We start from the raw sequence: 24,951 nt of genomic DNA, 5'->3' as shown, positions 1-24,951 counted from the left end.
GCCCGATCCGCGCACCCATCCCCACGAGGAAGAACATGACCGTTCACCACTTCGACCGTCTCAGCGGCCGGGAACTGACGCTCGCCTACGAGCAGCGCGTCATCTCCCAGGACCTCGCCGTCACCATCCCCGACAACTCGTTCACCGTCATCGTGGGGCCCAACGCCTGCGGCAAGTCCACGCTGCTGCGCGCCCTGTCGCGGACCCTCAAACCCGCCAGGGGGCAGGTGCTGCTGGACGGGCAGGTGATCTCGTCCTACCCGGCCAAGGAGGTGGCGCGGCGCCTGGGCCTGCTGCCGCAGACCTCCATCGCGCCCGACGGGATCGGCGTGGCCGACCTGGTGGCCCGCGGCCGCTTCCCCCACCAGGGGTTCCTGCGCCAGTGGTCCAGGGACGACGAGAAGGTGGTGTCGGAGGCGATGGAGGCCACCGGGGTCGCCGAGCTGGCCGACCGGTCGGTGGACGAGCTGTCGGGCGGCCAGCGCCAGCGGGTGTGGCTGGCGATGGTGCTGGCCCAGCAGACGCCGCTGCTGCTGCTGGACGAGCCCACCACCTACCTCGACATCGCCCACCAGATGGACATGCTGGACCTGTGCGCGCAGCTGCACGACCAGGGCGGGCACACCCTGGTGGCGGTCCTGCACGACCTCAACCACGCCTGCCGGTACGCCTCCCACCTGATCGTGATGAAGGACGGGGCGATCGTCGCCGAGGGCGAGCCCGCCGAGATCGTGACCGCCGAGCTGGTGGAGCACGTGTTCGGGCTCCCGGTGCGGATCATCCCCGACCCCGAGACGCACACTCCGCTGATCGTGCCGGTGGACCGGCGCCGCAACGGCGGCTGACCACCGCGCGGGAGGGCGGGGGCGCCGGAGCGCCCCCGCCGGCTCCTCCTCCGCGTCCGCCGGTGTCCGGGCCCGCCGAACGGGTCCCGGGCCCGCCCGGCCCCGGGGTCAGGCGCCCGACATCTCCAGGCGCAGCACCAGCTCGACCAGCTCCACCACCACCTCCTTGACGGAGGCCCGGTCGCGGGCGTCGCACAGCAGCACCGGCACCGGGTCGGCCACGTCCAGCGCCACCCGCACGTCCTCGGCGCGGTGCGAGCGCTGCCCGTCGAAGCAGTTCACCGCCACCACGAACGGCACCCGCCGCGCCTCGAAGAAGTCGATGACGTCGAAGCAGTCGGTGAGGCGGCGGGTGTCGGCGAGCACCACCGCCCCCAGCGCCCCCTCCACCAGTTCCGCCCACATGTGGGAGAAGCGCCGCTGCCCCGGGGTGCCGAACAGGTACACCACGGTGGTGGGGTCCAGGGTGATGCGACCGAAGTCGAGGGCGACCGTGGTGGTGGTCTTGGCCTCCACCCCCTTCAGGTCGTCCACACCGGTCCCGGCCACGGTCATCTCCTCCTCGGTGTGCAGCGCCTCGACCTCGCTCAGCGCCGACACCAGCGTGGTCTTTCCGGCGCCGAAACCGCCGGCCACCACGATCTTGAGCGTGTCGGGCGCCTGCCCGAACACTCCCGGTCCGTCCATCGTCGTCGTTCCGTTCAATGCGCCTCAAAGCTCCTTGATGCGCGCCAGTACCGCGCGCAGTGTGGCCTCGTCGGGCCGGTCCCGTTCCCGGTCGGGGGTGTGGGCCAGCACGTTCCCTCGGTCCACCAGGTCCGCCAGCAGTACCCGGACCACGCCCAGGGGCAGCCCCGACCGGGAGGCGACCTCGGCCACCGTCACCGGTCGGCCGCACAGGGCGTGGATCTCCCGGGCCTCCGGGTCGTCCTCGACCACCTCCGCCACCGCCACCACGGAGGTGGTCAGGGTCAGATCCGACCGGGAGGGGCGGGTGCGGCCCCCGGTCAGCGCGTAGGGGCGGATCAGGTCCGGCCCCTCGGCGCGGTCGGGGATCACCCGCGTCCGCCCCGGCGCGGCAGCGCGGCCAGGTGGGGTCCGACCCGGCGCACGAGCCGGTTGATCTCGAAGGCGGCCTGGCCCATGTCGCACTCGGTCCCCGTGGCCAACGCCAGGGAGGCACCCTGCCCGGCGTCGACCACGAAGAAGAACACGGTGTCCAGCTCGACCATGGTCTGGTGCACCTTGGACGCCCCCAGCGGTGCGCGGGCGCCCCTGGCCAGGGACGCGAACCCCGACGCGATGGCGGCCAGGCGCTCGCCGTGCTCGCGGTCCACGCCCGGTGAGGCCGCCAGCGGCAGCCCGTCGGCCGACAGCAGCAGTGCGCTGCGCGAGTGCGCGATCTTCTCGACCAGGTCGGCCAGTAGCCAGTCCAGGGTGCCGGTCTCGTTCTCCTCGGCTTGGGCGGACATCATCCTCATCCTTCCTCGGTGTCGCCGTCCGGCCCGGGTCCGGCGGCGCGGGCGCGCCGGGTTCCGGCCTGGAAGGCGCTCATCAGTGAACGGATCCGTTCGGGGGAGCGGTCGTCGTCATCGGTGGCCGCGGGGCCGGGCGCCGGGTCGACGGGGCGCCGGCGGGGGAGCCCCTTGTAGTGGTCGGCGTCGGTGGCCTCCTGCGGTCCGGTCCCGTTCGCGGGGGCGGGGGGAGTCGTCGCGACCGCGCGAGCCGTGCGCCCGGGAACGGGGGGTGCGGGGACGGCGGCGGGCGGCGGGGGAGCGGGTGCCGGGTCGGGTTCGACCAGGGCGTCGGCGGGCACGTGCACGGTCGCGCGCACGCCGTCGCCGTCCGGCGCGGCGGACAGCCGCACCGCCAGCCCGTGGCGGGCGGCCAGGGTGGCGACCACGAACAGGCCCAGCGGCGAGTCCTCCACCAGCCCGGCCACGTCGAACCGGGGCGGGTCGGCCAGCAGGGCGTTGGCCTCCTCCAGGGCGGCCGCCTCCATGCCCAGCCCCCGGTCGGTCACCTCGATGCGGCAGCCGTCGCCGACGACCGCGCGGACCTCGACCTCGGCGGTGGGCGGGGAGAACGCGGTGGCGTTCTCCAGCAGCTCGGCCAGCAGCCGGGCGGTGTCGGCGGCGGTGTCGCCGCGCAGCGCCACCGGGGGCAGGTCGCGCGGCTGGACGCGGGTGTAGTCCTCGATCTCCCCGGCGGCGGCCCGCACCACCTCGTGCAGCCGCATCGGGGCGCGGGGGTGTCGGGTGGGGGCGCCGCCGCTGAGCAGCATGAGGTTCTCGGCGTTGCGGCGCAGCCGGGCGCTGAAGTGGTCGACGCGGAACAGCGCCGCCAGGGTGTCGGGGTCGGTCTCGTCGCGTTCCAGCCGGTCCAGGACGGCCAACTGGCGGTGGACCAGCGACTGGGTGCGGCGGGCGATGGTGCCGAACATGGCGCGCACCCCGGCGCGCAGCCGCGCCTCCTGGACGGCGGCGGTCACGGCGGCGCGGCGGGCGTCGTCGAAGGCGTCGGCGACGTCGGTGATCTCATCGCCCCGGGTGCGGGGCACGGGCGCGGGCTCGGGTTCGACCTCCTCGCCGGCGCGCAGGCGGGCGGTGAGGCGGGGCAGGTGGACGCGGGCGTGCTCCAGGGTGGTGGTGCGCAGGCGGTGCAGGCGGCGGCCCATGCGGACGGCGCCGGTGATCGCGGTGACCGCCGAGGCCAGGGCGATGGCCAGGATCGGGAGGCTGGTCAGCAGTGCGGTGCGGGCGAGGTCGGCGGAGAGTGCGTCGCTGTAGTCGGCCAGCAGGTCCAGCTGGCCGTGTTCGACGGCGCGCATGCGCTGGTCGGCGGCCTCGGCGGCCCCTTCCCAGGCGGAGGCGTTGACCGGCGGACGGGTGTGCTGGGGCGCGGCGATGACCTCGTCCTGTAGGTCGCGTACACGCTGGAGGGAGTCGTAGGACTCCAGGAGCCGGTAGGTGCGGGCGTCCTCGGGGGCGAGTTCGGCGCCGATGCGGTCCCAGGTGTGGCGTTGGGCGCCGGCGGCGGCGACGAACTCGGTGTGGGCGCCGGGGGTGAAGGTGTCGGTGGCCATGGCGTGGGCGAACACGGTGTTCTGGCGGGCCAGGAGTTCGCGGGCGCGCATCAGGGAGTTGAGCGAGCGCAGGCGGGGGATCTGCGCGGGTTCGGCGTACTCGACGCGGGCGTCCCAGAAGCGCAGGCCCTGCTCGACCAGGTCGTGGTAGGCGCCGGCGGTCTGCACGAGTTCGCGCCGGTGCGGCGGCAGTGCGTCGACGATGCCGCGGTGGTGGGCCAGTCCCGCCAGGTCCTGTCGGAGGTCCAGGGCCTGGCCGGGCAGTGCGTCGGCGTCGAAGCCGTTCAGGGCCCCGGTCAGCTCGGCAGCGGCCGTGTCGGTGGCGGCGCGGGCGTCCTCCAGGGCCAGTCGTGTGCTCTGGCCGCCGTCCGCGGAGTCGGCGGTGGCCAGCCGTTCGTCCTGGAGGGCGCCGATCACCGCCGAGACGGCGGTGCCCACCTCGCGGGTGAGGGCGGCCTCGGTGCGCAGTTCGCGGATGTCGCCCACGAGCAGGGCGGTGAAGAGGGACCACACCAGGAGCAGGACGGTACTGGGCAGGAGCACCAGGGTGATCATGCGGGCGCGAAGCGACCGGCGCTTCTTGGGGGGCATGGGCTCGCTTCCAGGGCCGGTGGAGGAGGCCGGTGGTGGGGGACCGGGACCGGATTCCCACGAGTGAAGCCGGTCACCAGGGGAGAGTGCAAGGGGCGGGCAGGGCGCATGGTGGCGCGGAGGGGCGTCGTGCCTGGTCAGGGGTAGGGGCTCAGGTTGGTAACAGAGTGGGCGGAACCCCGTGCTCCTACTAAGAATCTACGTAGTAAAGGTGGGGGTTCTGTTGAACAGAGAACACCCAGAACACAATGGCGTGCGGCTACGCCGCACCCCCATCCCGGAGAACGGCCCGATTGGGATGTGTCCGGGGCGGGTAGGGGCGGCGTGCACGCAGGACACGACCGGGGGGTCACCGTGAAGCTCACCGAGGAACAGATCCGCGACGGCCTGGAACGCCTGGACGGCTGGGAGCTGGATTCGCAGGGGCCCGTGCTGCGGCGCACCCTGCGCCTGGCGGACTTCCCGGCCGTCATCTCGCTGGTGGGCGCCATCGCGCAGGCGGCGGAGCAGGCCGGCCACCACCCCGACATGGACATCCGCTACGACACCCTGCACCTGGCCCTGGCCACCCACTCGGTCGGGGCGATCACCGACAAGGACATGGCGCTGGCCGCGCGCATCGACGAGCTGGTGCCACAGGGTTAACGGTCGAACACAAGATACTTCCGAGGATTTCCGTTCATAGCTCATGTTTCCAGTGGTCCAGAAATCCACCACTGGGCAGAGAAAGCGCAGGTCAGGCGCAGAACGTAGAAATCAAGGACTCAAAACAATGCTCCGTACCGCGTGATCCGCGGGCCCCTGGCGGGCCGGGGCCGGTCAGCGCAGCCGGGACCGGCGCATCTTGCCCGAGGCGGTGCGCGGCAGCTCCGGCACGAAGTCCACCACGTCCGGCGCGGCGTGGGTGGCGAACCGCGTGCCCACCCACTCCTTGAGCTCGGCGGCCAGGTCCTCGTCGGCCGCCACGCCCGGGGCGGGCACGATGCGCGCGCCGATCAGCTGTCCGGCCAGCTCGTCGGGGATGGAGTAGACACCGCACTCGTCCACCGCCGGGTGCTCGTTGAGGACGGCCTCCACCTCGGTGGGGCCGATCCGGTAGCCGCGGCTGAGGATGGCGCCGTCGTCGCGGGTGGAGAAGAACAGCCACTCGCGGCGGTCCAGGATGCCGGTGTCGCCGGTGAGGTAGAAGGCCTTGTCGGGGGTGAAGCGGACCTGGGAGGCGGCGTCGTTGTCGAGGTAGCCGGTGAACCAGGCCAGGGGGCTGTTGTGGAGGTCGACGGCGATGCGGCCGTAGGCGCCCAGGGGCGCGGGCTCGTCGGAGATGGCCTCCAGGACGGTGACCTGCCAGCCGGGCAGGGCCGGGCCGATGGCGCCGGGGGTGACCTCGCCGGTGTCCTGGCCGGTGTCGCCGTTGGGGATGCCGACGCACCAGCCCAGTTCGGTCTGGCCGAAGTGGTCGCGCACGGGGACGCCGAAGACGTCGGTGACCCAGTCGATGACGTCGGGGGCGAGGGGTTCGCCGAAGCTGGTGAGGCGTTGGACGACGACCTCGGGGGGCAGGGTCTTGGTGGCGGCGCGCAGGGTGCGGTAGGTGGTGGGGTCGGCGGCGAGGTTGGTGACCTCGTACATGCCCAGGACGTCGAGGGTGAGTTCGGGGTCGAAGAATCCGGCGCGCAGGGCGATGGAGGAGTGTCCGGCGAGCAGGGGTGAGATGAGGCCGTGGTAGAGGCCGAAGGCGGAGCCGGGGTCGGCGGTGTTCCAGTAGGTGTCGTCTTCGTCGACGCCGAGGCCGTAGTGGTGGTAGGCGTGCATGGCGGCGAGGGCGCGGACGGGGACGGGGACGCCGCGGGGCGGGCCGACGAGTCCGGAGACGTAGACGATGGCGAGGAGGCCGTCGCCGCCGACGGCGGTGTCGGGTGCGGTGGGTGCGTCGGTGGTGGCGAGGGCGGTGAGGGTGGTGTCGCCGTCGCGCAGGGGGTGGGTGCCGGTGGTGGCGATGCTCCAGGGGGGTGTGTCGTCGGTGTCGAGTTTGGTGCGGTGGTGGTCGTCGACGATGACGAGGCGGGTGTGGGAGGAGGTGAGGCGTTCGCGGATGGCGGAGGGGGCGAAGGAGGTGAAGAGGGGGACGAGGACGGCGCCCAGGCGCCAGGTGGCCAGGGCGGTGACGGCGAGGTCGATGCCCTTGGGGATGAGGGTGGCGACGCGGTCTCCGGGGCGGATGCCGTGGGCGGCGAGTCCGTTGGCGAGGGCTTGGGAGCGGTCGCGGAGTTGGCCGTAGGTGAGGGTGGTGGGGGTGAGGTCGGGGCCGATCTGGGTGATGGCGGTGCGGTCGGGGTGGTGTCGGTCGCACAGCACGTGGGACACCGAGGTGGTCGGGGAGTCGTAGTCGGTGAGCCACTCACGTACACGGTGCGCCGGGTGGGGCATCGGAGGTCGTCCTCGTCTCGGTGGGTGTGGTGCTAGGGGCGGGACATGTCAACACTATGCCCACTGTCCAGACCTTCTTCGGGGGGTGAAGGGGGTTTTCCCTGGGTGAGACGCGTGGTGTGGGGGTTCGGGTTCACTTGTGGTGGTTTTGGTCGTGGTGGGGGGTCCGGGCACTCGCGCGGGGGGTGGTGGTTCGGCCATGATGTGGCGCATGAACGCTGACATGGTGGCCGACCGGTTGGGTCTGGCGGAGGATGACCGTCGTTGGTTGATCGCGGCTCGGGGGTTGCCGGAGCCGTGGGAGCCGTTGCGGGTGCCGCAGGGCGCGGATGCCGAGCGGGTGTGGGACGAGTTCGGGTTGGCGCCGCAGGATCGTGCGGATGTGGCGGCGGTGTGGCCGGGGCCTTCGGGGGAGGGGTGGCCGGCGGAGGCGTGGGCGCTGGTGGTGGGGATGTACCGGCGTTTGGCGGCGGATGCGGGGTTGCCTGCGGGGACGTGGGTGGATTGGCCGTCGTTGGTGGCGTACGACGATGTGCGGGTGCGGGTGGCGTCGTTGGTGGCTTTCGCGGCGCGGGTGCCGGCGCAGTATGCGGCTCATGGTGCGTTGGGGGTGGATCCGGCGGTGACGCGGGCGACGCTGGCGGATGTGGGTGTGCAGGTGGGGCGTTCGCGGCGGATGTTCGGCCGGGTGGGTGTGGAGACGGCGGCGTGGGTGGCGGCGCAGTTCCGGGGGCGGTTGTTCTGGGTGGGGGGTTTGCAGTTGGAGCCGGGGGTGTTGGGTCCGCAGGGGGGTGTGGAGTGGTATTCGCGGGGGGAGGCGGCGGCGTTGGGTCCGGGTTTCGCGGTGGGGGATCCGGTGTTGCGGTTGCACATTCCGTCGGGTGGGTTGGATCCGGTGGTGGTGTCGGATGCGTTGGGGCGGGCGCGGCCTTTTGCGCGGGCGCATCTGGGGATGGATCCGGTGGTGGCGACGTGTACGTCGTGGTTGTTGGATCCGCAGTGGGGTGAGGTGTTGGGGGAGGGGTCGAACATCGTGCGGTTCCAGCGGCGGTTCACGTTGGTGGGGGAGGGTGTTCCGGGGGAGTCGGATGTGTTCCGGTTCGTGTTCGGGATGCCGGAGGTGGATGTGGCGGGGGCTCCGCGGAACACGCGTTTGGAGCGTGCGGTGGTGGAGCGTTTGGAGGCGGGTGGGGGCTGGCAGGTGCGGACGGGGTGGGTGCCGTTGTCGGGGTGAGCCCGTGTGGTGTGCGGGGGTGTCGGCCGGGGGTGGTCGGCGCCCCCTTTTTTTGTTCGTTCAGATGGCGAGGAGGGTGTGGGCGGCTTCTTCGGTGAGGTCGTCCTTGGGGCCGGTGTGGGTGATGCGGCCGCCGTCGATGACGGTGACGGTGTCGGCGCAGCGCAGGGCGACGTCGAGGTATTGCTCGACGAGGAGGATGGTGGTGCCTTGGGCGGCGATGTCGGTGATGGCGTTCTCGATCTCGGTGACGATGTTGGGTTGGATGCCTTCGGTGGGTTCGTCGAGGATGAGCAGGTCGGGGTTGGTGACGAGGGCGCGGGCGATGGCGAGTTGTTGGGCTTGGCCGCCGGAGAGGAGTCCGGCTCGGCGGTCGAGGAGGGGGGTGAGTCGGGGGAAGTGTGCGAGGGCGGTACCGATGGGGTCGGGGCCGCCTCTTTTCGCGGCTTGGTGGGCGACGTGGAGGTTGTCGGCGACGGTGAGGGGGGCGAAGGTCTCGTGGCCTTGGGGTGCGTAGCCGATGCCGTTGCGGATGCGTGTGTGGGGTGGGGTGCGGGTGATGTCGGTGCCGTTGAGGTGGATGGTGCCGGTGGTGGGGGTGATGAGTCCGGCGATGGTGTTGAGGAGGGTGGTTTTGCCGACGCCGTTGCGGCCCATGATGCAGGCGACGGTGCCGGGGTGGATGGTGAGGTCGATGTCGAAGAGGACGTGGGCGCGGCCGTAGCCGGCGTTGAGGCCGGTGATCTGGAGGGTGGGGTGGTGGTCGGTGGGCGTGGTCATGTGGTGGCTTTCTGTGGGGTGGTGCGGCCGAGGTAGACCTCGCGGACCTGGGGGTCGTTCTGGACGGTGGTGATGTCGCCGTGGGTGAGGATGCGGCCTTCGTGCAGGACGGTGACCTGGTGGGCGTAGCGGCGTAGGAAGTCCATGTCGTGTTCGATGACGACGATGGTGTGGTCGTGGGCGATGTGGGTGAGGAGTTCGCCGGTGCGGGTGCGTTCTTCGGCGTTCATGCCTGCGACGGGTTCGTCGAGGAGGAGCAGGCGGGGTTTCTGGGCCAGGAGCATGGCGATTTCGAGCCATTGGCGTTGGCCGTGGGAGAGGGTGGCGGCGGGTCGGTGGGCGAGGTGGGTGAGGTCGACGCGGTCCAGGACGGCGAGGGCGTCGGGGGGTGTGGTGGGGGCGCGTCGGAGGAGTCGCCAGGGGGTGAGGTGGGAGGAGGCGGCGAGGTCGACGTTCTCGATGACGGTGAGTTCTTCGAAGACGACGCTGGTCTGGAAGGTGCGGCCGATGCCGTGGCGGACGATGCGGTGTTCGGGGGTGCGGGTGATGTCGGTGCCGTCGAAGGTGATGGTGCCGTGGGTGGGGCGGGTGCGGCCGGTGATGGTGTCGATGAGGGTGGTTTTTCCGGCGCCGTTGGGTCCGATGAGGAAGCGGAGTTCGCCTTCGTCGATGGTGAGGTCGATGTGGTCCAGGGCGGTGAAGGGGCCGAAGGTGACGGTGAGGTCGGTGAGGGTGAGCAGGCTCATGGGGTGCTCCGTTCGGCGGCCGGTGCGGGTGCGGGGTCGGGTTCGGTCGGTGTCGGTCGGGTGAGGCGGTTTTTGAGGGTGGTGGCCAGTCCGGCGAGTCCTTGGGGGGCGAGGGCGATGACGAGGACGAAGAGGGCGCCTTGGAGGTAGGTCCAGCCGCCGGCGAAGGTTTCGGCGAAGGTGGTCTGGGCGGTGTTCATGATGATGGCGCCGGCGGCGGCTCCGGCGAGGGAGTGGCGGCCGCCGATGGCGACGGCGAGGACCATCATGATCGAGGGGATGACGCCGATGAGGGTGGGGGAGATGATGCCCATGATGGGGACGAAGAGGGCTCCGGCGGCGCCTGCGGCCATGGCGGCGAGGGTGTAGGCGAGGGTTTTGATCCAGGTGGGGTTGTGGCCGAGGTAGCGGACGCGGTCTTCGGCGTCGCGGACGGCGATGAGGAGTTTGCCGTAGCGGCTGTGGGTGATGTGGCGGAAGAGGAGGTAGGTGGCGGTCAGGGTGAGGACGGTGAGGGTGTAGAGGGTGGTCTGTGCGGTGGGGGTGTAGAGGCTTTGGCCGGCGAAGACGGGGAAGTTGGTGAGGCCGTTGGAGCCGCCGGTGAGGTGTTGTTGTCCGATGAGGAGGATGACGAAGGCGGCGGCGAGGGCTTGGTTGAGGATGGCGAAGTAGGCGCCGCGGACGCGGCGGCGGAAGACGGACCAGCCCAGGAGTGCGGCGAGGGTGCCGGGGATGAGGATGGCCGCCAGGACGGCGACGGCGGGGCTGGTGAAGGGGCGCCAGAACCAGGGGAGTTGGGTCAGGCCGGACCAGACCATGAATGGGGGGAGGTCGGGGGCGAGGGGGTCGGCGGCGGTGGCTTGGAGGGTGAGGTGCATGGCCATGGCGTAGGCGCCCAGGCCGAAGTAGACGCCTTGGCCGAGGGTGAGCATGCCGCCGCGGCCCCAGGCCAGGGCGATGCCCAGGGCGACGATGGCGTAGCAGAGGTATTGGGCGAGGAGGTTGAGGCGGAAGGGTTCGAGGAGTTGGGGGAGTAGGAGGAGGGCGGCGGCGAGGAGGGCGGCGAGGGTGGCGGGGCCGCGTAGGCGGTGCAGGAGGGTGGGTGTGGGTTCGGTGGTGGTCATGTGAGGGCCCTGGTCTTGACGGTGAAGAGTCCTTGGGGGCGGGCCTGGAGGAAGGCCACGATGGCGGTGAAGACGATGAGTTTGGCCAGGGAGGCGTCGGCCCAGGCTTCGACGGTGGCGTTGAGGATGCCCAGGGCGAAGGCGGCCAGGACGGTGCCGCTGAGGCGGCCGAGTCCGCCGACGACGACCACGAGGAAGGCGTCGACGATGTAGTTGGTGCCCAGGGTGGGTCCGGTGGGGCCGATGAGGGTGAGGGCGACGCCTGCGATGCCGGCGAGTCCGGAGCCGATGAAGAAGGTGGTGGCGTCGACTGTGCGGGTGTTGATGCCGGAGACGGCGGCGAGGTCGCGGTTGTGGATGACGGCGCGCATGCGGCGGCCTTGGCGGGAGCGGTTGAGGTAGTGGGCGATGGCGATGACGCAGGTGATGGCGAGGGCGAGGATGAACAGGCGGGAGTAGTGGATGCGGATGTCGCCGGGGAGGGTGATGCCTCCGGTGAGCCAGGTGGGGGCGGGGACGTCGACGTTGGGTGCGCCGAAGATGTCGCGGGCGGCTTGTTGGAGGATCATGCCGATGCCGAAGGTGAGCAGGAGGGTGTCGAGGGGGCGGCCGTAGAAGTGGCGGATGAGGGTGGTTTCGAGGAGCCAGCCGAGGGTGCCGGTGACGGCGAAGGCGGTGGGCAGGGCGGCCAGGAGGCTGTAGGCGGGGTTGATGCCGACCCAGGCGTGCAGGACGTAGGCGGTGTAGGCGCCGACCATGATGAGTTCGCCGTGGGCCATGTTGATGACGCCCATTTGGCCGAAGGTGAAGTTGAGGCCGAGGGCGGCCAGGAGGAGGACGGCGCCGATGGCCAGGCCGATGGGGAGTTGGTTGACGAGGGCTTCCACCGTGGTTCCTTTGCGGGGTGTGCCGGGCGGGGGTGGCCGGGCGCCCCGGGGGTGGGGCGCCCGGTGGTGGGTCAGCCGTTGAGGTCGGCGGCCCAGTCGTAGCCCTGGAGGTAGGGGTCGGGGACGATGGGTTCGGGGGAGGTCCAGATCTCGTCGATGAGGCCTTCGTCGTTGACCTGGCCGATGCGGGCGGTCTTGATGACGTGTTGGGTGTCGCCGTCCAGGGTGATGGTGCCTTCGGGGGCGTCGATGGTGATGCCGTCCAGGGCGGCGCGGACGTCGTCGACGTCGAAGCTGTCGGCGGCTTCGACGGCGGCCTTCCACAGGTAGACGGAGTTGTAGGCGGACTGCATGGGGTCGGAGGTGACCCGGTCGGTTCCGTAGCGTTCGGTGAAGGCGTCGACGAAGACGCCGTTGGTGTCGTTGTCGGTGGTCTGGTAGTAGTTCCAGGCGGTGAGGTGGCCGGTGATGTTGTCGGTGCCGATGCCTTCGACTTCTTCTTCGGCGACGCTGACGCTCAGGACGGGGGTGTCGTCGGCGGTGACGCCGGCGGAGCGCAGTTGTTGGAAGAAGCTGACGTTGGAGTCGCCGTTGAGGGTGTTGAAGACGGCGTCGGGTTCGGTGCGGGCGATGTCGTTGGTGATGGTGGAGTATTCGGTGTGTCCGAGGGGGGTGTACTCCTCGGCGGTGATGTCCATGTCGTGGGCGTCGGCGTAGGCGGTGATGATCTGGTTGGCGGTGCGGGGGAAGACGTAGTCGCTGCCGACGAGGTAGAGGCTGGTGTGGCCTTGTTCGCGCAGGTAGTCGAGGGCGGGGATGATCTGCTGGTTGGTGGTGGCGCCGGTGTAGACGATGTTGGGGGAGGCTTCGAGGCCTTCGTATTGGACGGGGTACCAGAGCAGGCCGTTGTTGCGTTCGAAGACGGGGAGCATGGCCTTGCGGGAGGCGCTGGTCCAGCCGCCGAAGACGGTGGCGGCGTTGTCGGATTGCAGGAGTTTTTCGGCGCGTTCGGCGAAGGTGGTCTCGTTGGAGGCGCCGTCTTCGATGACGGGGGTGATGGTGCGTCCCAGGACGCCGCCGTCGGCGTTGATCTCGTCGATGGCGAGTTGGACGGCGTCGCGGACGGTGACCTCGCTGATGGCCATGGTGCCGGAGAGGGAGTGGATCATGCCGACGGTGACGGTGTCGTCGGTGATGCCCTGGGTGTCGTTGCCGGAGCAGGCGGTGAGGGTGAGGCCCAGGGTGAGGGTGAGGGCGGTGAGGGTGCGTGTGGGGGTGGGTGCCACGCTGTGGCTCCTCGGTGTCGGGGGTGTGGGGACACTTAGGAGGCTGGTGGCGGGGTGTTTCGCGGGTCGTGTCGGAGGGTTACGTATACATTGCGGTATCCGGTGGGTCGGTTAAATCGGGGTGGACGGTGGCGGTCTGGGTGGTGTGTCCGTGTGCGTCGCAGTCGGTGCAGGGGTGGGCGAGGAGGACCTGGGTGAGGGTGTGGTCGTCTTCGAGGCGTGCGGTGACGGCGGCGCGGCGGCCGGTGCCCATGCAGGTGCGGCACAGGATGCGGATGTGCATGTGCGCAGGATAGGTTCCCGGTCCTGGTGGCTGCGGGGATGACACGGGATCTTTGCCCCCATATCGGATATGGGGGCTTTTTGTTGTCCTGGGGTTATGTGCCCATGGCGGCGGTGGGGCCGGGGGCGCGGGGCGGGCGGACGAGGAAGACGTCGACGGCATCCTCGGTGTCCAGGGTGAAGCCGTGGCGTTCGTAGAGGCGGCGGGCGGGGCTGCCCTGGAGGACGTTGAGGCGGACGGTGCGGCCCTGGTCGTCGCATTCCCGCAGGAGGGTGCGCAGGACGGCGGTGCCGATGCCGCGGCCGTGCAGGTGCGGGGCGAGGTAGAAGTGCTCCAGGTGGTGGGCGTCGGGGGCCGGGCGCAGGGCGGCGCAGCCGGCGAGGGCGCCGTCGACCTCGATGATGCGGGTGTGGTGGGGGGTGAAGCCCTCGCGCAGGCGTCTGCGGACGCGGTGGGGGTCGTAGCGGCCCAGGCGCTCCAGGTCGGGGCGTAGGACCAGGGCGCGGAGTTCGGCGACGGGTTCGACGTCGGCGGGGGTGGCGGGGCGGGTGTTCCAGTCGGGCATGGTCGTTGAGGGTAGCGGTGGGCGGGTACGTCTGCGGTGTACGGGGGTCCGGTGGCGCGGAATACCCGGGTGGTGTGCGCGGTTTCCGTGCACGTCCGCTGTGAGGATCATCTGTTTCGCAACCCGCCCGGGGTTGCGCTCGTCTTGGGAGGGTCGGCGATGCCCGACTACGGCCACGCGCCCGTCTTCGGTTCCTTCATCACGCCCGCGGCCGCGGACCCGGCCGCCACCGTGGAGCTGGCCCGCGTCTCGGAACAGGCCGGGCTGGACCTGGTCACCTTCCAGGACCACCCGTACCAGTCGGCGTTCCTGGACACCTGGACCCTGCTGTCCTACGTCGCCGCCCGCACCGAGCGGGTGCACCTGTCGGCCAACGTCCTCAACCTCCCCTTGCGTCCGCCCGCGGTCATCGCCCGCGCCGCCGCCTCCCTGGACCGGCTCTCCGGCGGCCGGTTCGAGCTGGGCCTGGGCGCAGGGGGCTTTTGGGACGCGATCGAGGCCATGGGCGGGCGCCGCCTGGCGCCGGGGCAGGCCGTGGACGCCCTGGGCGAGGCCATCGACGTCATCCGCGCCCTGTGGGACACCGACGACCGGTCCCGGTTGCGCTATGAGGGCGAGTACCACCGGTTGAGCGGTGCCAAGCGCGGGCCCGCACCGCTGCACGACATCGGGATCTGGCTGGGCGCCTACAAGCCCCGCATGCTGGGCCTGGTCGGTGCCAGGGCCGACGGGTGGCTGCCGTCCCTGGCCTACCTCTCCGACCCCGCGCAGCTGGGCGAGGGCAACGCCCGTATCGACGAGGCCGCCGCGGCCGCCGGGCGCGACCCGGGGCGGATCCGCCGCCTGCTCAACGTGGGGCTGGGCGCGGGCGAGGGGCCGCTGGCCGGGCCGCTTCGGGACTGGCCCGAGCCGCTGGCCGCGCTGGCCCTGGAGCACGGCTTCTCCACGTTCATCCTCGCCTCGGACGACCCCGACCGGTTGCGCGCGTTCGGTGCCGAGGTCGCCCCCGCCACCCGTGGGCTGATCGCGGCCGGGCGCTCCTGAGGCCGCCCGCCGTTCCCCTGCCCTTCCGGCCGTTTCCCACGGAACACCCGTGCGGAGGATCGCCTCATGCCCGTCGGGGCGTTCGTGATCGCCTCGGGCATCGGCGAACTGCGCCGTGCCCCGGCGGTCGTCACCTCGGTGCGGAGCGTCGGCTTCCCCCGGGGCCTGCTGTGGTGGCCGCTGGGCGCGGCCGCCGCGACGGGGCCGGTGGTGTACTTCGTCCGCGCGGTCATCGCCCACCTGCGGGTGGGGGACGCGAAGAACGCCATGACCCCGGTCTTGCCGCCGGCGCTGCGCCTGCTCACCGCCCAACGCACACCGGGGGTCCGGCCCCCGGCCGCGGGGGCCGGGCCTTCAGTCGTCGACGGGCAGGGTGATGCAGCCCGTTCCGCCCAGGTCCAGGACCAGCCCCCGGGGGGTGCGCACCAGGCGCAGCACCAGGACCTCGCAGCCCGGGCAGCGCACCACCAGGCCGGGGCCGTCGGTGTACACGCGCAGGCGGGCGAACGCGCCGTGGTCGCCGCAGTGGGCGCAGTGGCGTTCGGCGGCGGTCACGTCCACGGCGAAGACCTCCGACAGGGGGCCGGCCAGGACGTTGCCGTCCAGGTGGGTGGCGGGTGTGCTCATCGTCGGCCTCCTGCGCCGTAGCGTTCGGTGCGGATCCGGTCCGGGGCGTGGCCCAGGGCCAGGAGGCCGTCGGCGGCGGTCTCCACGAACCCGGTGGGGCCGCACACGAAGCACACCGGGGCGAACTCGGCCGGGAACCCGTGGGTGTTCAGGTCGGCGACGCTGAGCCGTTCGGGGCCGCGCGCCGATCCCGGTGGTGCGGTGCGGGTGTAGGCCACGAACACGTCGACGCCGGGGTCGGCGGCCGGTCCCAGTTCGGTGCGGTAGTAGCGGTCCTCGGGGGTGCGCAGCGAGTACAGGAGGCGGAACAGGGCCCTGCTCCCGGTGCGGTGGCGTTCGCGGACCATGGCCATCAGCGGGACGATGCCCGAGCCGCCGCCGATGAGGACGACGGGGTCGGGTGCGGTGGTGTCCCACACGAACCAGCCGCCCAGGGGGCCGCGCACCTCCACCCGGTCGCCGACGGCGAAGTCGCCGACCAGGTAGGGGGAGACCTCGCCGTCGGGGTCGAGTTGGACGGTGAGTTCCAGCCGGTCGGGGGCCGAGGCCGAGGCGATGGAGTAGGAGCGTTCGGCGGTGTAGCCGTCCTCGGCCCGCAGGCGCACGTCGACGTGCTGTCCGGGGCGGTGGCCGGTCCAGCCGGGGACGGACAGCACCAGGGTGCGGGCGGTGGGGGTCTCCCACCGGTCGGCCTCCAGGGTGGCCGGGGTCCAGCGGGCCACGGGTCAGTCCCCCCGGTAGCGCTGTTCGCGCCAGGGGTCGCCGTAGTCGTGGTATCCGGCCTGTTCCCAGAAGCCGGGTTCGTCCTCGTCGAGCAGGGTCAGCCCGCTGATCCACTTGGCCGATTTCCAGAAGTACAGGTGGGGGACGAGCAGGCGGGCGGGGCCGCCGTGTTCGGGGTCCAGGGGGTGGCCGTCGAAGGTGTGGGCGATCCAGGCCTGTCCGTCGGTGAGGTCCTGGAGGGGCAGGTCGGTGGTGTAGCCGCCGTGGGAGTGGGCCAGGGCGTATTCGGCGGTGGTCTCCACGTCCTCCAGGAGGGTGTCCAGGGAGACGCCGGTCCAGTCGGTGTCGAGTTTGGACCAGCGGGTGACGCAGTGGATGTCCGTGTGCGGGCTCTCCTGGGGCAGGGCCAGGAGCTGTTCCCACGTCCAGGTGTGGCGGGCGCCGGTCTCGGTGGTGATGGTGAAGGTCCAGGTGTCGGTGTCCACGCGGGGTGTGGGTCCGACGGTCAGGACGGGGAAGTCGTGGGTTTCGTACTGGCCGGGCGGGATGCGGGTGGGGTCGCCGCCGCGCCGTCCGTGGAAGCCCCTGGTGATGAGGTTCATGTGCCTGGTCCCTCGCCGGTGGTGGTGTCCGTGCCCGGCCACCTACCCCGGTGCCCGCGCGGTTAGGGCACCGGGCCGGTAAAAACCGTTCCTCCCCGGCCTGGCGGGGCCGGGGAGGGGGCTGGTGGGGTTCTGGCCGGGACGTCGGGGGCCGGGGGTTCGACGGCCCCGTAGCGGGCGCGGGAGCCGGTGAGGGGACCGGTCACGGCCTTGCGTGCGAAGGCGGTGCTCTCCCGGCGTCCGTCCGGGCGTGTTCCGGGGGCGTTAGGTCCGGGGGGCGTGGTCGGTGCCGGTGAGGGGGCCGACGGCCAGGGGTGTGCCGGTGCGGCCGCGGGCCGTTCGACGGCCTGGACCGGTGTCGGGGTCAGGGGAAGAGCGGGGCGCCCTCGCGGACCAGGTGCCAGTTGACGGTGTGGAAGTCGGCCGGGTCGATGACCTGCACACCGGTGGCGTGGTCGATGAGCGCCTGGCGGATCTCCCGTTGGGCGTTGTGGACCACGGGTGCGTCCACGATGTGCGGGAAGGCGCCGCCGCCGGACTGGCGGTAGTTGTTGACCGCCACCACGAACCGCTGGTCGTCGGTGACCTCGGTCCCGTCCAGGGTCAGGGAGCTCACGCGCCGCCCGGCGGGGCGGGACACGTCCAGGGTGTAGTCGACGCCGGCGAGCTGGTCGCAGTTGTAGTCGGGGATGCCGTCGGCGTTGGTCACATCGGCCGGGTCGACGTCCCCGGTGGCGGGGACCTGCCGGTAGTAGCGGGCGGAGTGTTCCAGGTAGTCGCGGACCTGGGCGCCGGTGAGCACCGAGGCGAGCAGGGTGTTGTCGTAGATGTACAGGGCGGCGATGTCGCGGATGCTCAGGTCGCCGGCGGGGAAGACCGCGGAGCGGCTGAAGGGTGCGGCGATGGACAGCACCGGCAGGTCGGCCTCGGGGGTGTGGGCGATGGCGGCGGCCACGGTGTCGGCCTGGACCTTGTGGACGAAGTCGACGATGGCGGTGTCGGTCCAGCAGGCGGTGGCGGCGCTGAGCTCCTCGGTGCTGGTGGCGACGACCTGGTTGACGTAGGCGACGGTGGTGGCGTGCTGGTCGGCGACCAGGGCGGCGATGCGGGGGTCCTCCTCGACGGTGTTGGCGTTGAGGGTCAGGGCGCTCTTGGACACCACCCGCCAGCGGCCGCGTTCGCGGCGCAGGGCCAGGTCCATGACGGACAGGCGCCGCCCCCAGTAGGAGGGCATGGTCATCAGGACCTGCTCGCCGGTTTGTTCGTTGGTGACGAACCGTTCGGGGACCTCCCGGTGGGCGTGGCCGAACAGGATGGCGTCGATGCCCGGGACCTGTGCGGCGACCAGGGCGGAGGCGTTCTCCACGGGCACGTCGCCCTGGTAGGAGGAGGATCCGCTGTCGCCGGCGTGGGCGCTGACGATGACGATGTCGGCGCCTTCGCGGCGCATGACGGGCACCCAGCGGCGGGCGGTGTCGACCAGGTCGAGGAAGTCCAGGCGGCCCTGGACGTGGTGGCGGTCCCAGATGGCCGAGCCGGGGTTGGTCAGGCCCAGCACGCCGATGGTGAGGGGCTGGGTGCTGGGCTTGTTCGTGCAGTCGACCTTGAGGCGTTTGAGGGTGTAGGGCTTGTAGGCGGGGTCGGTGGTGCCGTGGTGGACGGCGTTGGCGGCCAGGGCGGGTGCGTCCATCTGGGAGATCCAGGTGTCCAGGTGGTCCAGGCCGTAGTTGAACTCGTGGTTGCCCAGGGTGACGGCGTCGTAGTCCAGGGCGTTCATGGCGCGGGCCATGGGGTGTGTCTCGCCGGTCTCGGTGATGGGTTCGACGACGCTGTAGTAGGTGGCCAGCGGGGCGCCCTGGATGGTGTCGCCGGAGTCGAAGAGCAGGGTGTTGTTGCGGCCGCGCTCTGAGCGGATCCGTTCGACGAGGGCGGCGGCTTTGGCGATGCCGATGTGGTCGCCGTCGGCGTCGGAGTACGCGCTGTCCTTGTAGTAGTCCCAGTTGAGGCAGTGGCCGTGCAGGTCGGAGGTGCCCATCACGGTGATGAGGGCCTCGCGTGTGGGGGATGCGGCGGCGGGGGTGGGCCAGCCGGCCAGGGCCAGGGCGCCGGCGGCGCTCAGGCCGCCCAGGGCTCCGCGTCGCGAGATGGTGGGCTCCTTCGTCATGGGGCTTCTCCCGGGGGTTTCGAGCGGGGCGAAGCCACACACGGTAATGGGTCCGGTGCCGTGGGGGAAGCGGGCGTGTGTGAACGGTCGGTGGACACGGCGGGCGTGGTGGTCACAGGGTCTTGCGGTAGAGGACGGCGGGGCGGCCGGAGTCGGCGAAGCGGGTGTGGGCGACCGGGTGCCAGCCGGTGGATTCGTACAGGGCGCGGGCGGTGGTGTTGGTGTGCAGGACCTGGAGGGTGACGGCGTCGGCTGTTTCGGCCAGGCGGGCCAGGGTGGCCTCCAGGAGGCGGCGTCCCCGGCCGCCGCCCTGGAGGGCGGGGGCGATGGCGATGTGGGTCAGGTGGGCGGTGCGGTCGGTGCCGGTGGGCAGGTGGGTGAGGGTGTAGCCGCCCGGTGGGCGGTCCGGGTCGCGAAGGACCAGGAGCAGGCGGGGTGTGTGCAGGAGTTTGCGCAGGGCGCGGGCGTGCACCGCCGGGTCGGGGGCGGTGCCGTCGCGGTGGGCGATGGCGGCGGTCCACAGGTCGGCGCAGGCGGGGTGGTCGGCGGTGGTGCCGGTGGTGATGTCGGGTGCCATGTCGGGCCTTTCGGGGTGTGAGGGTGCGCACCCGTTGTGCGGGAGGGTGCGGTTCACCGGTGGGGGTCGGTGAAGGGGGCGGCCAGGCGGGTGAGGCGGTCCAGGGCGGCGTTGACCGCGGGGTGGGTGCGCGAGCCCGTGCGGGTGCAGGTCAGGATCTTGCGTGCCGGGGCCGGCCTGCCCTGCAAGGGGATGCGCGCGATGGGCAGTTCGGGCAGGTCGGCCAGGCGGGGGATGAGCGCCACGCCCAGTCCGTGGGCGACCAGGGCGGCGACCGCGGTCCATTCCCGGGCCTGGTGGGGTCCGTGGGGGGTGAATCCGGCCGCGCCGCAGGCCGACACGGTGTGCGCGCGGCAGGTGGAGTCCGGGGGCGGCAGGACCCAGGTCTGGTCGGCGGCCTCGGCCAGGGGTACCTCGGTGCGGTCGGCCAGGGGGTGGCCGTGCGGTACCACCAGGTCCAGGACGTCGTCCAGCAGCGGTGTCTGGTCGAACCGGGTGTCGGTGGGCGGCGGTACGCCGGGGGCGGCCTCGATGACGGCCAGTTCGACCTCGCCCTGGAAGAGCAGGTCCAGGGCGCGTTCGGGTTCGGCCTCGGACAGGCGGATGTCCAGGCGGGGGTGGGCGGCCGACAGTTGTGCGGCCATGGGGGCGAGCAGGCGCGACATCACCACGGGGAAGCAGGCGATGCGCAGCGGTCCGGCGGGTTCGGTGCCCAGGCCGCGGATCTGGATCTCGGCCCGTTCCCAGCGGGCGGTGATGTCGTCGGCGTGGGTGAGCAGGTCGTGGGCGGCCGGGGTGAGCCGTACCCCGCGGCCGCGGGGTTCCAGCAGGGGCACGTCCAGTTCCCTGGCGAGCAGGCGGACCTGTTGGGAGGCGGCCGAGGTGGTCATGTGCAGGGCGTCGGCGGCGGCGGTGACGGTTCCGTAGTGGGCGACGGCGCGGAGGACGCGCAGGCGCCGTAGATCGATCATGTAGCTAATGCTTCATGGTCTGGTCCAGAAATTCAACGTGGACATTGAAGGTTCGTGGGGGGAGGCTGGAGGGGTCCGGCTCCGGCGAGAAGGAACGAGTACGACGATGACGAGCACATGCCCGCACTGCGGTTGGCCCGACTCCCAGCTCTTTCGTGTGGTGTCCCGGCACGCCACCGCCGCGGGGCTGACCGTGTGGGCGCGCTGCGCGTGCGGCTCCCTACAGGTGCGCGAGGTCGGCGCGGCGGGGGCGCGCATCGTCTCGCGCGGGCGCCCCGACCTGGTCCCGGGCTGCCCGGCCTGACCCCCGGTGGTCCGGTGCCGCCCCGGCGGGTGCCCGGTGGGGCCGGTCCGGGGAGCGGTCCCGCGGGCCCGGGCGGTGCGCCCGGGAGGGAACCCGGCGCACCCCCCGGGCCCGGATCAGGCCCGCAGGGGGCGCGCCGCCGACCCCGGAGGGCGCCATGGGCGGGCGGGAGGGCGCACCGCCCACGGAGTTCCCCGCGCGGATGGGCGAGGTGGCCCCGCGCGAGCCGGCCGCCCACGGCTGCACGCGCTACGACCGGCTCATCCGGGTCACCGCGAAGGACCTGTTGACGACCCACGGGATGGGCCCCGAGGCGATCCGCATCCCAGAGGAGGAGCCGACCGCCCGCGGTCCGTCCTTCGCCGCCGACCGAGTCCGCGGCCGCGGGCGACGGGGGCGGTGCGGAAATCGTGGCGCGTGGGTGGTCCGCGATACGGTTACGAGCATGAACAACACCCCGACACGACCGTCCACGTCGGTTGAGGACTACGTGAAGGTCATCTACGACCTCCAGGAGCGCGGCACCGGTCCGGTCACCATCTCCGGCATGGCCGAGCGGCTGTCCGTCTCCAACTCCTCCGTGTCGGGGATGCTGCGCAAACTCGGTGAGCTGGGCCTGGTCGACCACCGCCGCTACGGGTCGGTGCGGTTGACGGAGGAGGGCACCAAGGCGGCCCTGTCGGTGCTGCGCCGCCACCGTTTGCTGGAGACGTACCTGGTGGCGGCGCTGGGCTACTCCTGGGACGAGGTGCACGACGAGGCCGAGATCCTGGAGCACGTGGTCTCGGACAAGTTCGTCGACCGCATCGCTTCCTACCTGGGCGATCCGGTGGTCGACCCGCACGGCGACCCCATCCCCACCACGGACGGCCGGGTGGTGGAGCGGCCCTCGGTGCTGTTGTCGGAGGCCGACGAGGGGGTGGAGGGCACCATCGTGCGGGTCAACGACACCGATCCCGACCTGTTGCGGTACCTGGCCGACATCGAGATCGGCATCGGGATGACGGTGCGGGTGGTGGAGCGCCAGCCCTTCGCGGGGTCGCTGCGCATCGCCGTGCGCGCCGACGCCGACGCCCGGGACCGGGACCGGTCGCTGGGTCTGGTGGCCGCCGAGGCCCTGTGGATCGCCCCCGACGAGTCGTGACCCGTGGGCCCGCCGCCCGGCGGCGGGCCCACGCGGTGCCTCACCCCTGGGGGACCGCTCCGGGGACGCCGTCGGCGATGGTGAACCGGGCCCGGTCGGTGATGGGCGCCCCCGGCGTCGACACACGGTCCACGATCCGGTAGTCGGCCGTCCACTCGGTGGGCGTCACCGTGTTCCTCACGTAGCCGCGTTTTCTGTTGATGAACTTGATGTGCGGGTTCTCGGCCAGCTGCACCGCGTCGCCGGGGTTGTGGTCGGTGCCGTCGCCGCCGCTGGTGAAGGAGGTCCCCACCAGTTCGGTGGCCACCGTGGCCGAGGCCGGGTCGTCGAAGTCGGCCTTGACGTCGACCACGTAGTTGGCGTGCACGTCCCCGGTGATCACCACGGGGTTGCGCACGTCGGCCAGGTGGTCGCGGACCTGGTCGCGTTCCACCTTGTAGTTGTCCCAGGCGTCGTCGCTGAAGCCCTCGGCGTCCCCGGCGGTGAAGTCGCGCTGGGAGAAGAACACCTGCTGGGCGAGCACGTTCCACTGGGCCCGGGAGGAGGACAGCTCCTCCAGCAGCCACCGCTTCTGGTCGGCGCCCAGCAGGGTGCGGTCGGGGTCCTCGCGGTCCGGGCGCGACTGCACGTCGCGGTACTGGCGGGTGTCGAGCAGGTGCAGCCGTGCCAGCCGCCCGAACGACAACCGCCGGTACAGGTGCAGGTCCGGGCCCTGCGGGCGCTGGGCGGGCCGCAGCGGCATGTGCTCGTAGTAGGCCTTCAGGGCGTCGGCGCGGCGTTGGGTGAACTCCTCGGAGGGCTCGCCGCGGTAGGGGTGGTCGTCGGCCCAGTTGTTCTCCAGTTCGTGGTCGTCGAAGACCACCGCCCAGGGGAACGCGGCGTGGGCGGCCTGGAGGTCGGTGTCGGCCTTGTACTGGGCGTGGCGGACCCGGTACTCGGCCAGGGTCCGCACTTCGCGGGCCGGGACGTGGGGGCGGCCCACCGCTCCGGCATCGCCGGTCTCGTAGATGTAGTCGCCCAGGAACGCGACCAGGTCCAGGTCCTCGTCGGCGAGGTGGCGCTGGGCGGTGTAGTGGCCGTGGGTGAAGCTCTGGCAGCTGGCGAACGCGAACGCGAACCGGTCCACCCGGGCGCCGGGGGCGGGGGTGGTGCGGGTGCGTCCGACGGGGCTGATGTGGGTGCCGACGCGGAACCGGTAGTGGTAGTGGGCGCCGGGGCGCAGCCCGCGGGCCTCGATGTGGACGGCGTGGGCGTCCCGGGGGCCGGTGGTGGCGGTGCCCGAGGCGGTGACGCGGGTGAACCGTGCGTCCTCGGCGATCTGCCATTGGACGTCGACGGCCCGGTCGGGCATGCCGCCGCGGCCGTCCTGGGCGAGCGGGTCGGGGGCCAGGCGGGTCCACAGCACGACGCTGTTGTGGTCGGGGTCGCCGGAGGCGACGCCCAGGGTGAAGGGGTCGGCGACGGGGGTGGTGCGGGGTGCGGCGGTGGCGGTGGCGCCCCAGGGGGCGGCGCCCACCAGGGCCGCGGTGCCCAGGGCGGCGCCGCCGGTCAGGATGCGGCGGCGGGTGATGGGGGTGCGGGGGGTGCCCGGCATGGGGGTTCTCCTCGGTGCGGGGACGGTGTCCGCCGGGGGTGGCGGGGCCGCGATCCATCCGGCCACAGGGAGCCGAACACCCCAACCATCCCGGGGTGAACATCATCCGACGTTGGGTGACCGAGAGGTGACGGTGTGCGACGTGCGCCGGGGTGGGGGGTGCATGATCGGGGGCGTTCACCGGGCCCGGAGAGACAGGGGAGCGGCATGCGGCGGCGTCACGGAGCACCTCGGCTCATCTGCTCCCGTATCTCCGGGGGAAACGCCTCTTGTCCGTTGTGAACATCGGAATCGTCGCCCGTGCCGACGCCGGTGAGACCGGCCTGACCGAGCGCCCGCTGTTCCACTGCGGCGTCATCGACCGCCTGGGCGGTGCGGACGGCGGGGACACCCGTACCGGCACCGGCGCCATCGAACGCGCCCGGGGCATCACCGTGCGCACCGCCCCCTGAACCGGTGCGCGTGCGCCGCCCGGCCCCCGCACCCGCCGGGGCCGGGCGTCGTATGCTGGTGCCATGCGCAAGCGATGTTAAGTCCGACGACGGTCTTCGGTCCGTGCCCGGGCCCCGCCCGGCGGCACCGCTGTTCGGTGTCCCTGCACGTTCGACCGAAAGACCTCCATGACTCTCGACTCCGCGCGCGCCTTTGGGGCGCGTGTGTTCCGACTGACCGGGCCGCTGTACGTGTACGCGGCGGCGGAGGAGTTCGTCCTCCTGTACCCGGTGTACGCCCTGCTGTTCGCCGACCACGGCCTGTCGGTGGCGCAGATCGGTTCCCTCTTCATGCTCTGGTCCGGGGTGGGCCTGGTGTCCGCGGTGCCCGCCGGGGCCCTGGCCGATGTGGTCCCGCGCCGGTACCTGCTGGCGGCCGCCCCGGTGTTCACCGCCGCCGCCTTCGTGCTGTGGCTGCTGGCCCCCGGCTACGGGGCGTTCGCCGCGGGGTTCGTGCTGTGGGGGCTGGGCGGCTCCCTGTCCTCGGGTTCCCTTGAGGCGCTGGTCCACGACGAGCTCGCCCACCGGGGTGCGGCCGACCGCTACGCGCGGGTGATGGGCGTGACCCGGGCCCTGGGGGTGGCGGCCGTGGGTGCGGCCACCCTGGCGGCGGTGCCGGTGATGGCCTGGGGCGGGTACGCGGCGGTGGGTGCGGCCAGTGTGGCGGTGTGCGCGGTGTGCGCGCTGGCGGCCCTGGCCCTGCCCGAACACCGGCCCGGCCCGCAGGCCGCCCCCGCCGGGGCCGGTGGTACCGCCGGGGCGCAGGCCGCCTTGCCCGCGGGGCCGCACCGGCCCGGCCACCCCTCCGCCCCGGCGGTCCCGGCCCCGGCGGCGGCCCATGCCCCGGAGGCGGCCGC

The 24,951-nt window shown here is 72.1% G+C and carries 27 protein-coding genes; 8 read left to right on the top strand and 19 right to left on the bottom strand.

Annotated elements, in window-relative coordinates; genetic code table 11:
* Window positions 1-35: 35 nt before the first annotated feature.
* Window positions 36-845, top strand: coding sequence for an ABC transporter ATP-binding protein (locus tag QJS33_RS23070; protein ID WP_306370141.1), 810 nt, complete (start codon window positions 36-38; stop codon window positions 843-845).
* Between the two features lie 108 nt (window positions 846-953).
* Here the strand turns inward: QJS33_RS23070 and QJS33_RS23065 are convergent, their stop codons facing one another.
* Genes QJS33_RS23065 through QJS33_RS23050 form a run of 4 tightly spaced genes read right to left on the bottom strand, consistent with a single transcriptional unit; the run spans window position 954 to window position 4,521 of the window.
* Window positions 954-1,532, bottom strand: a complete 579-nt coding sequence (locus QJS33_RS23065) for an ATP/GTP-binding protein (RefSeq protein ID WP_306370140.1) — start codon at window positions 1,530-1,532, stop codon at window positions 954-956.
* 24 nt (window positions 1,533-1,556) lie between these two features.
* Window positions 1,557-1,904, bottom strand: coding sequence for a DUF742 domain-containing protein (locus tag QJS33_RS23060; protein ID WP_306370139.1), 348 nt, complete (start codon window positions 1,902-1,904; stop codon window positions 1,557-1,559).
* Window positions 1,901-2,317: a roadblock/LC7 domain-containing protein gene (locus QJS33_RS23055; protein ID WP_306370138.1), complete on the bottom strand. Its 417-nt coding sequence runs from the start codon at window positions 2,315-2,317 to the stop codon at window positions 1,901-1,903. The genes QJS33_RS23060 and QJS33_RS23055 overlap by 4 nt, the downstream gene beginning before the upstream one ends.
* A gap of 5 nt (window positions 2,318-2,322) precedes the next feature.
* Window positions 2,323-4,521, bottom strand: coding sequence for a nitrate- and nitrite sensing domain-containing protein (locus QJS33_RS23050; RefSeq protein WP_306370137.1), 2,199 nt, complete (start codon window positions 4,519-4,521; stop codon window positions 2,323-2,325).
* Between the two features lie 354 nt (window positions 4,522-4,875).
* Between QJS33_RS23050 and QJS33_RS23045 the strand changes: the two genes are divergently transcribed.
* Window positions 4,876-5,166: a 4a-hydroxytetrahydrobiopterin dehydratase gene (locus QJS33_RS23045; protein WP_306370160.1), complete on the top strand. Its 291-nt coding sequence runs from the start codon at window positions 4,876-4,878 to the stop codon at window positions 5,164-5,166.
* A 174-nt stretch (window positions 5,167-5,340) separates the two neighbouring features.
* Here the strand turns inward: QJS33_RS23045 and QJS33_RS23040 are convergent, their stop codons facing one another.
* Window positions 5,341-6,948 (bottom strand): AMP-binding protein, encoded by a 1,608-nt coding sequence (locus QJS33_RS23040; RefSeq protein ID WP_306370136.1) that lies wholly within the window; start codon window positions 6,946-6,948, stop codon window positions 5,341-5,343.
* A 211-nt stretch (window positions 6,949-7,159) separates the two neighbouring features.
* On the opposite strand from QJS33_RS23040, the gene QJS33_RS23035 reads away from it, so the two are divergent.
* Complete coding sequence (locus QJS33_RS23035) at window positions 7,160-8,182, top strand: acyltransferase domain-containing protein (protein WP_306370135.1); 1,023 nt, start codon at window positions 7,160-7,162, stop codon at window positions 8,180-8,182.
* 60 nt (window positions 8,183-8,242) lie between these two features.
* Here QJS33_RS23035 and QJS33_RS23030 read toward each other — a convergent pair whose 3' ends face one another.
* From QJS33_RS23030 to QJS33_RS23000, 7 genes are all read right to left on the bottom strand, one after another.
* The gene (locus tag QJS33_RS23030; RefSeq protein ID WP_306370134.1) at window positions 8,243-8,962 is read right to left on the bottom strand and encodes an ABC transporter ATP-binding protein; all 720 of its coding nucleotides are present in this window, start codon (window positions 8,960-8,962) and stop codon (window positions 8,243-8,245) included.
* On the bottom strand, window positions 8,959-9,708 hold the full coding sequence (urtD, locus tag QJS33_RS23025) for an urea ABC transporter ATP-binding protein UrtD (protein WP_306370133.1): 750 nt from the start codon (window positions 9,706-9,708) through the stop codon (window positions 8,959-8,961). The genes QJS33_RS23030 and urtD overlap by 4 nt, the downstream gene beginning before the upstream one ends.
* Complete coding sequence (urtC, locus tag QJS33_RS23020) at window positions 9,705-10,832, bottom strand: urea ABC transporter permease subunit UrtC (RefSeq protein WP_306370132.1); 1,128 nt, start codon at window positions 10,830-10,832, stop codon at window positions 9,705-9,707. The genes urtD and urtC overlap by 4 nt, the downstream gene beginning before the upstream one ends.
* Window positions 10,829-11,719 (bottom strand): urea ABC transporter permease subunit UrtB, encoded by an 891-nt coding sequence (gene urtB, locus QJS33_RS23015; RefSeq protein ID WP_306370131.1) that lies wholly within the window; start codon window positions 11,717-11,719, stop codon window positions 10,829-10,831. The genes urtC and urtB overlap by 4 nt, the downstream gene beginning before the upstream one ends.
* A gap of 71 nt (window positions 11,720-11,790) precedes the next feature.
* Window positions 11,791-13,005 (bottom strand): urea ABC transporter substrate-binding protein, encoded by a 1,215-nt coding sequence (gene urtA, locus QJS33_RS23010; RefSeq protein ID WP_372339704.1) that lies wholly within the window; start codon window positions 13,003-13,005, stop codon window positions 11,791-11,793.
* A 79-nt stretch (window positions 13,006-13,084) separates the two neighbouring features.
* Window positions 13,085-13,288: a hypothetical protein gene (locus tag QJS33_RS23005; protein ID WP_306370130.1), complete on the bottom strand. Its 204-nt coding sequence runs from the start codon at window positions 13,286-13,288 to the stop codon at window positions 13,085-13,087.
* 94 nt (window positions 13,289-13,382) lie between these two features.
* The gene (locus QJS33_RS23000) at window positions 13,383-13,853 is read right to left on the bottom strand and encodes a GNAT family N-acetyltransferase (protein WP_306370129.1); all 471 of its coding nucleotides are present in this window, start codon (window positions 13,851-13,853) and stop codon (window positions 13,383-13,385) included.
* 159 nt (window positions 13,854-14,012) lie between these two features.
* Here QJS33_RS23000 and QJS33_RS22995 point away from each other — a divergent pair, with 159 nt between their 5' ends.
* Window positions 14,013-14,897: an LLM class flavin-dependent oxidoreductase gene (locus QJS33_RS22995; RefSeq protein WP_306370128.1), complete on the top strand. Its 885-nt coding sequence runs from the start codon at window positions 14,013-14,015 to the stop codon at window positions 14,895-14,897.
* 354 nt (window positions 14,898-15,251) lie between these two features.
* Here QJS33_RS22995 and QJS33_RS22990 read toward each other — a convergent pair whose 3' ends face one another.
* From QJS33_RS22990 to QJS33_RS22965, 6 genes are all read right to left on the bottom strand, one after another.
* Window positions 15,252-15,524 (bottom strand): DUF6510 family protein, encoded by a 273-nt coding sequence (locus QJS33_RS22990; protein WP_306370127.1) that lies wholly within the window; start codon window positions 15,522-15,524, stop codon window positions 15,252-15,254.
* Window positions 15,521-16,246, bottom strand: a complete 726-nt coding sequence (locus QJS33_RS22985) for a ferredoxin reductase (RefSeq protein ID WP_306370126.1) — start codon at window positions 16,244-16,246, stop codon at window positions 15,521-15,523. Before QJS33_RS22985 ends, QJS33_RS22990 begins: the two co-directional genes overlap by 4 nt.
* Window positions 16,247-16,249: 3 nt before the next feature.
* The gene (locus QJS33_RS22980) at window positions 16,250-16,849 is read right to left on the bottom strand and encodes a molybdopterin-dependent oxidoreductase (RefSeq protein ID WP_306370125.1); all 600 of its coding nucleotides are present in this window, start codon (window positions 16,847-16,849) and stop codon (window positions 16,250-16,252) included.
* Between the two features lie 364 nt (window positions 16,850-17,213).
* Window positions 17,214-19,013 (bottom strand): bifunctional UDP-sugar hydrolase/5'-nucleotidase, encoded by a 1,800-nt coding sequence (locus tag QJS33_RS22975; RefSeq protein ID WP_306370124.1) that lies wholly within the window; start codon window positions 19,011-19,013, stop codon window positions 17,214-17,216.
* A gap of 112 nt (window positions 19,014-19,125) precedes the next feature.
* Entirely contained in the window at window positions 19,126-19,590 is a 465-nt protein-coding gene (locus QJS33_RS22970; protein WP_306370123.1) for an N-acetyltransferase, read from the bottom strand.
* Between the two features lie 53 nt (window positions 19,591-19,643).
* A complete protein-coding gene (locus tag QJS33_RS22965) occupies window positions 19,644-20,561 on the bottom strand; it encodes a LysR family transcriptional regulator (RefSeq protein WP_306370122.1) in 918 nt (305 codons plus the stop codon).
* A 106-nt stretch (window positions 20,562-20,667) separates the two neighbouring features.
* Between QJS33_RS22965 and QJS33_RS22960 the strand changes: the two genes are divergently transcribed.
* Window positions 20,668-20,865, top strand: a complete 198-nt coding sequence (locus tag QJS33_RS22960) for a hypothetical protein (RefSeq protein ID WP_306370121.1) — start codon at window positions 20,668-20,670, stop codon at window positions 20,863-20,865.
* Between the two features lie 445 nt (window positions 20,866-21,310).
* Entirely contained in the window at window positions 21,311-22,009 is a 699-nt protein-coding gene (locus QJS33_RS22955) for a metal-dependent transcriptional regulator (protein WP_306370120.1), read from the top strand.
* A 40-nt stretch (window positions 22,010-22,049) separates the two neighbouring features.
* Here the strand turns inward: QJS33_RS22955 and QJS33_RS22950 are convergent, their stop codons facing one another.
* Entirely contained in the window at window positions 22,050-23,603 is a 1,554-nt protein-coding gene (locus QJS33_RS22950) for an alkaline phosphatase (RefSeq protein WP_306370119.1), read from the bottom strand.
* A 278-nt stretch (window positions 23,604-23,881) separates the two neighbouring features.
* Here QJS33_RS22950 and QJS33_RS22945 point away from each other — a divergent pair, with 278 nt between their 5' ends.
* Together QJS33_RS22945 and QJS33_RS22940 are read left to right on the top strand one after the other, a co-directional pair.
* On the top strand, window positions 23,882-24,055 hold the full coding sequence (locus QJS33_RS22945) for a GTP-binding protein (RefSeq protein WP_306370158.1): 174 nt from the start codon (window positions 23,882-23,884) through the stop codon (window positions 24,053-24,055).
* Between the two features lie 168 nt (window positions 24,056-24,223).
* On the top strand, window positions 24,224-24,951 hold a 728-nt coding region (locus QJS33_RS22940; protein ID WP_306370118.1), incomplete at its 3' end, for an MFS transporter.

The sequence above is a fragment of the Nocardiopsis sp. CC223A genome (assembly GCF_030766825.1).
Classification (GTDB): domain Bacteria; phylum Actinomycetota; class Actinomycetes; order Streptosporangiales; family Streptosporangiaceae; genus Nocardiopsis.
The sequence above is the reverse complement of the archived record's forward strand: the minus strand, read 5'-3'. Positions and strand labels throughout refer to the sequence as shown.

Coding starts and splice junctions, on each gene's coding strand:
- QJS33_RS23005 (WP_306370130.1), bottom strand. CDS start 13,288: ATGCACATCCGCATCCTGTGCCGCACCTGCATGGGCACCGGCCGCCGC.
- QJS33_RS23000 (WP_306370129.1), bottom strand. CDS start 13,853: ATGCCCGACTGGAACACCCGCCCCGCCACCCCCGCCGACGTCGAACCC.
- QJS33_RS23030 (WP_306370134.1), bottom strand. CDS start 8,962: ATGACCACGCCCACCGACCACCACCCCACCCTCCAGATCACCGGCCTC.
- QJS33_RS22975 (WP_306370124.1), bottom strand. CDS start 19,013: ATGACGAAGGAGCCCACCATCTCGCGACGCGGAGCCCTGGGCGGCCTG.
- urtC (WP_306370132.1), bottom strand. CDS start 10,832: ATGACCACCACCGAACCCACACCCACCCTCCTGCACCGCCTACGCGGC.
- QJS33_RS22990 (WP_306370127.1), bottom strand. CDS start 15,524: ATGAGCACACCCGCCACCCACCTGGACGGCAACGTCCTGGCCGGCCCC.
- QJS33_RS22950 (WP_306370119.1), bottom strand. CDS start 23,603: ATGCCGGGCACCCCCCGCACCCCCATCACCCGCCGCCGCATCCTGACC.
- QJS33_RS22955 (WP_306370120.1), top strand. CDS start 21,311: ATGAACAACACCCCGACACGACCGTCCACGTCGGTTGAGGACTACGTG.
- QJS33_RS23040 (WP_306370136.1), bottom strand. CDS start 6,948: ATGCCCCACCCGGCGCACCGTGTACGTGAGTGGCTCACCGACTACGAC.
- QJS33_RS23065 (WP_306370140.1), bottom strand. CDS start 1,532: ATGGACGGACCGGGAGTGTTCGGGCAGGCGCCCGACACGCTCAAGATC.
- QJS33_RS23050 (WP_306370137.1), bottom strand. CDS start 4,521: ATGCCCCCCAAGAAGCGCCGGTCGCTTCGCGCCCGCATGATCACCCTG.
- QJS33_RS22965 (WP_306370122.1), bottom strand. CDS start 20,561: ATGATCGATCTACGGCGCCTGCGCGTCCTCCGCGCCGTCGCCCACTAC.
- QJS33_RS23070 (WP_306370141.1), top strand. CDS start 36: ATGACCGTTCACCACTTCGACCGTCTCAGCGGCCGGGAACTGACGCTC.
- QJS33_RS22960 (WP_306370121.1), top strand. CDS start 20,668: ATGACGAGCACATGCCCGCACTGCGGTTGGCCCGACTCCCAGCTCTTT.
- QJS33_RS23055 (WP_306370138.1), bottom strand. CDS start 2,317: ATGTCCGCCCAAGCCGAGGAGAACGAGACCGGCACCCTGGACTGGCTA.
- QJS33_RS23035 (WP_306370135.1), top strand. CDS start 7,160: ATGAACGCTGACATGGTGGCCGACCGGTTGGGTCTGGCGGAGGATGAC.
- QJS33_RS22970 (WP_306370123.1), bottom strand. CDS start 19,590: ATGGCACCCGACATCACCACCGGCACCACCGCCGACCACCCCGCCTGC.
- urtD (WP_306370133.1), bottom strand. CDS start 9,708: ATGAGCCTGCTCACCCTCACCGACCTCACCGTCACCTTCGGCCCCTTC.
- QJS33_RS22995 (WP_306370128.1), top strand. CDS start 14,013: ATGCCCGACTACGGCCACGCGCCCGTCTTCGGTTCCTTCATCACGCCC.
- QJS33_RS22980 (WP_306370125.1), bottom strand. CDS start 16,849: ATGAACCTCATCACCAGGGGCTTCCACGGACGGCGCGGCGGCGACCCC.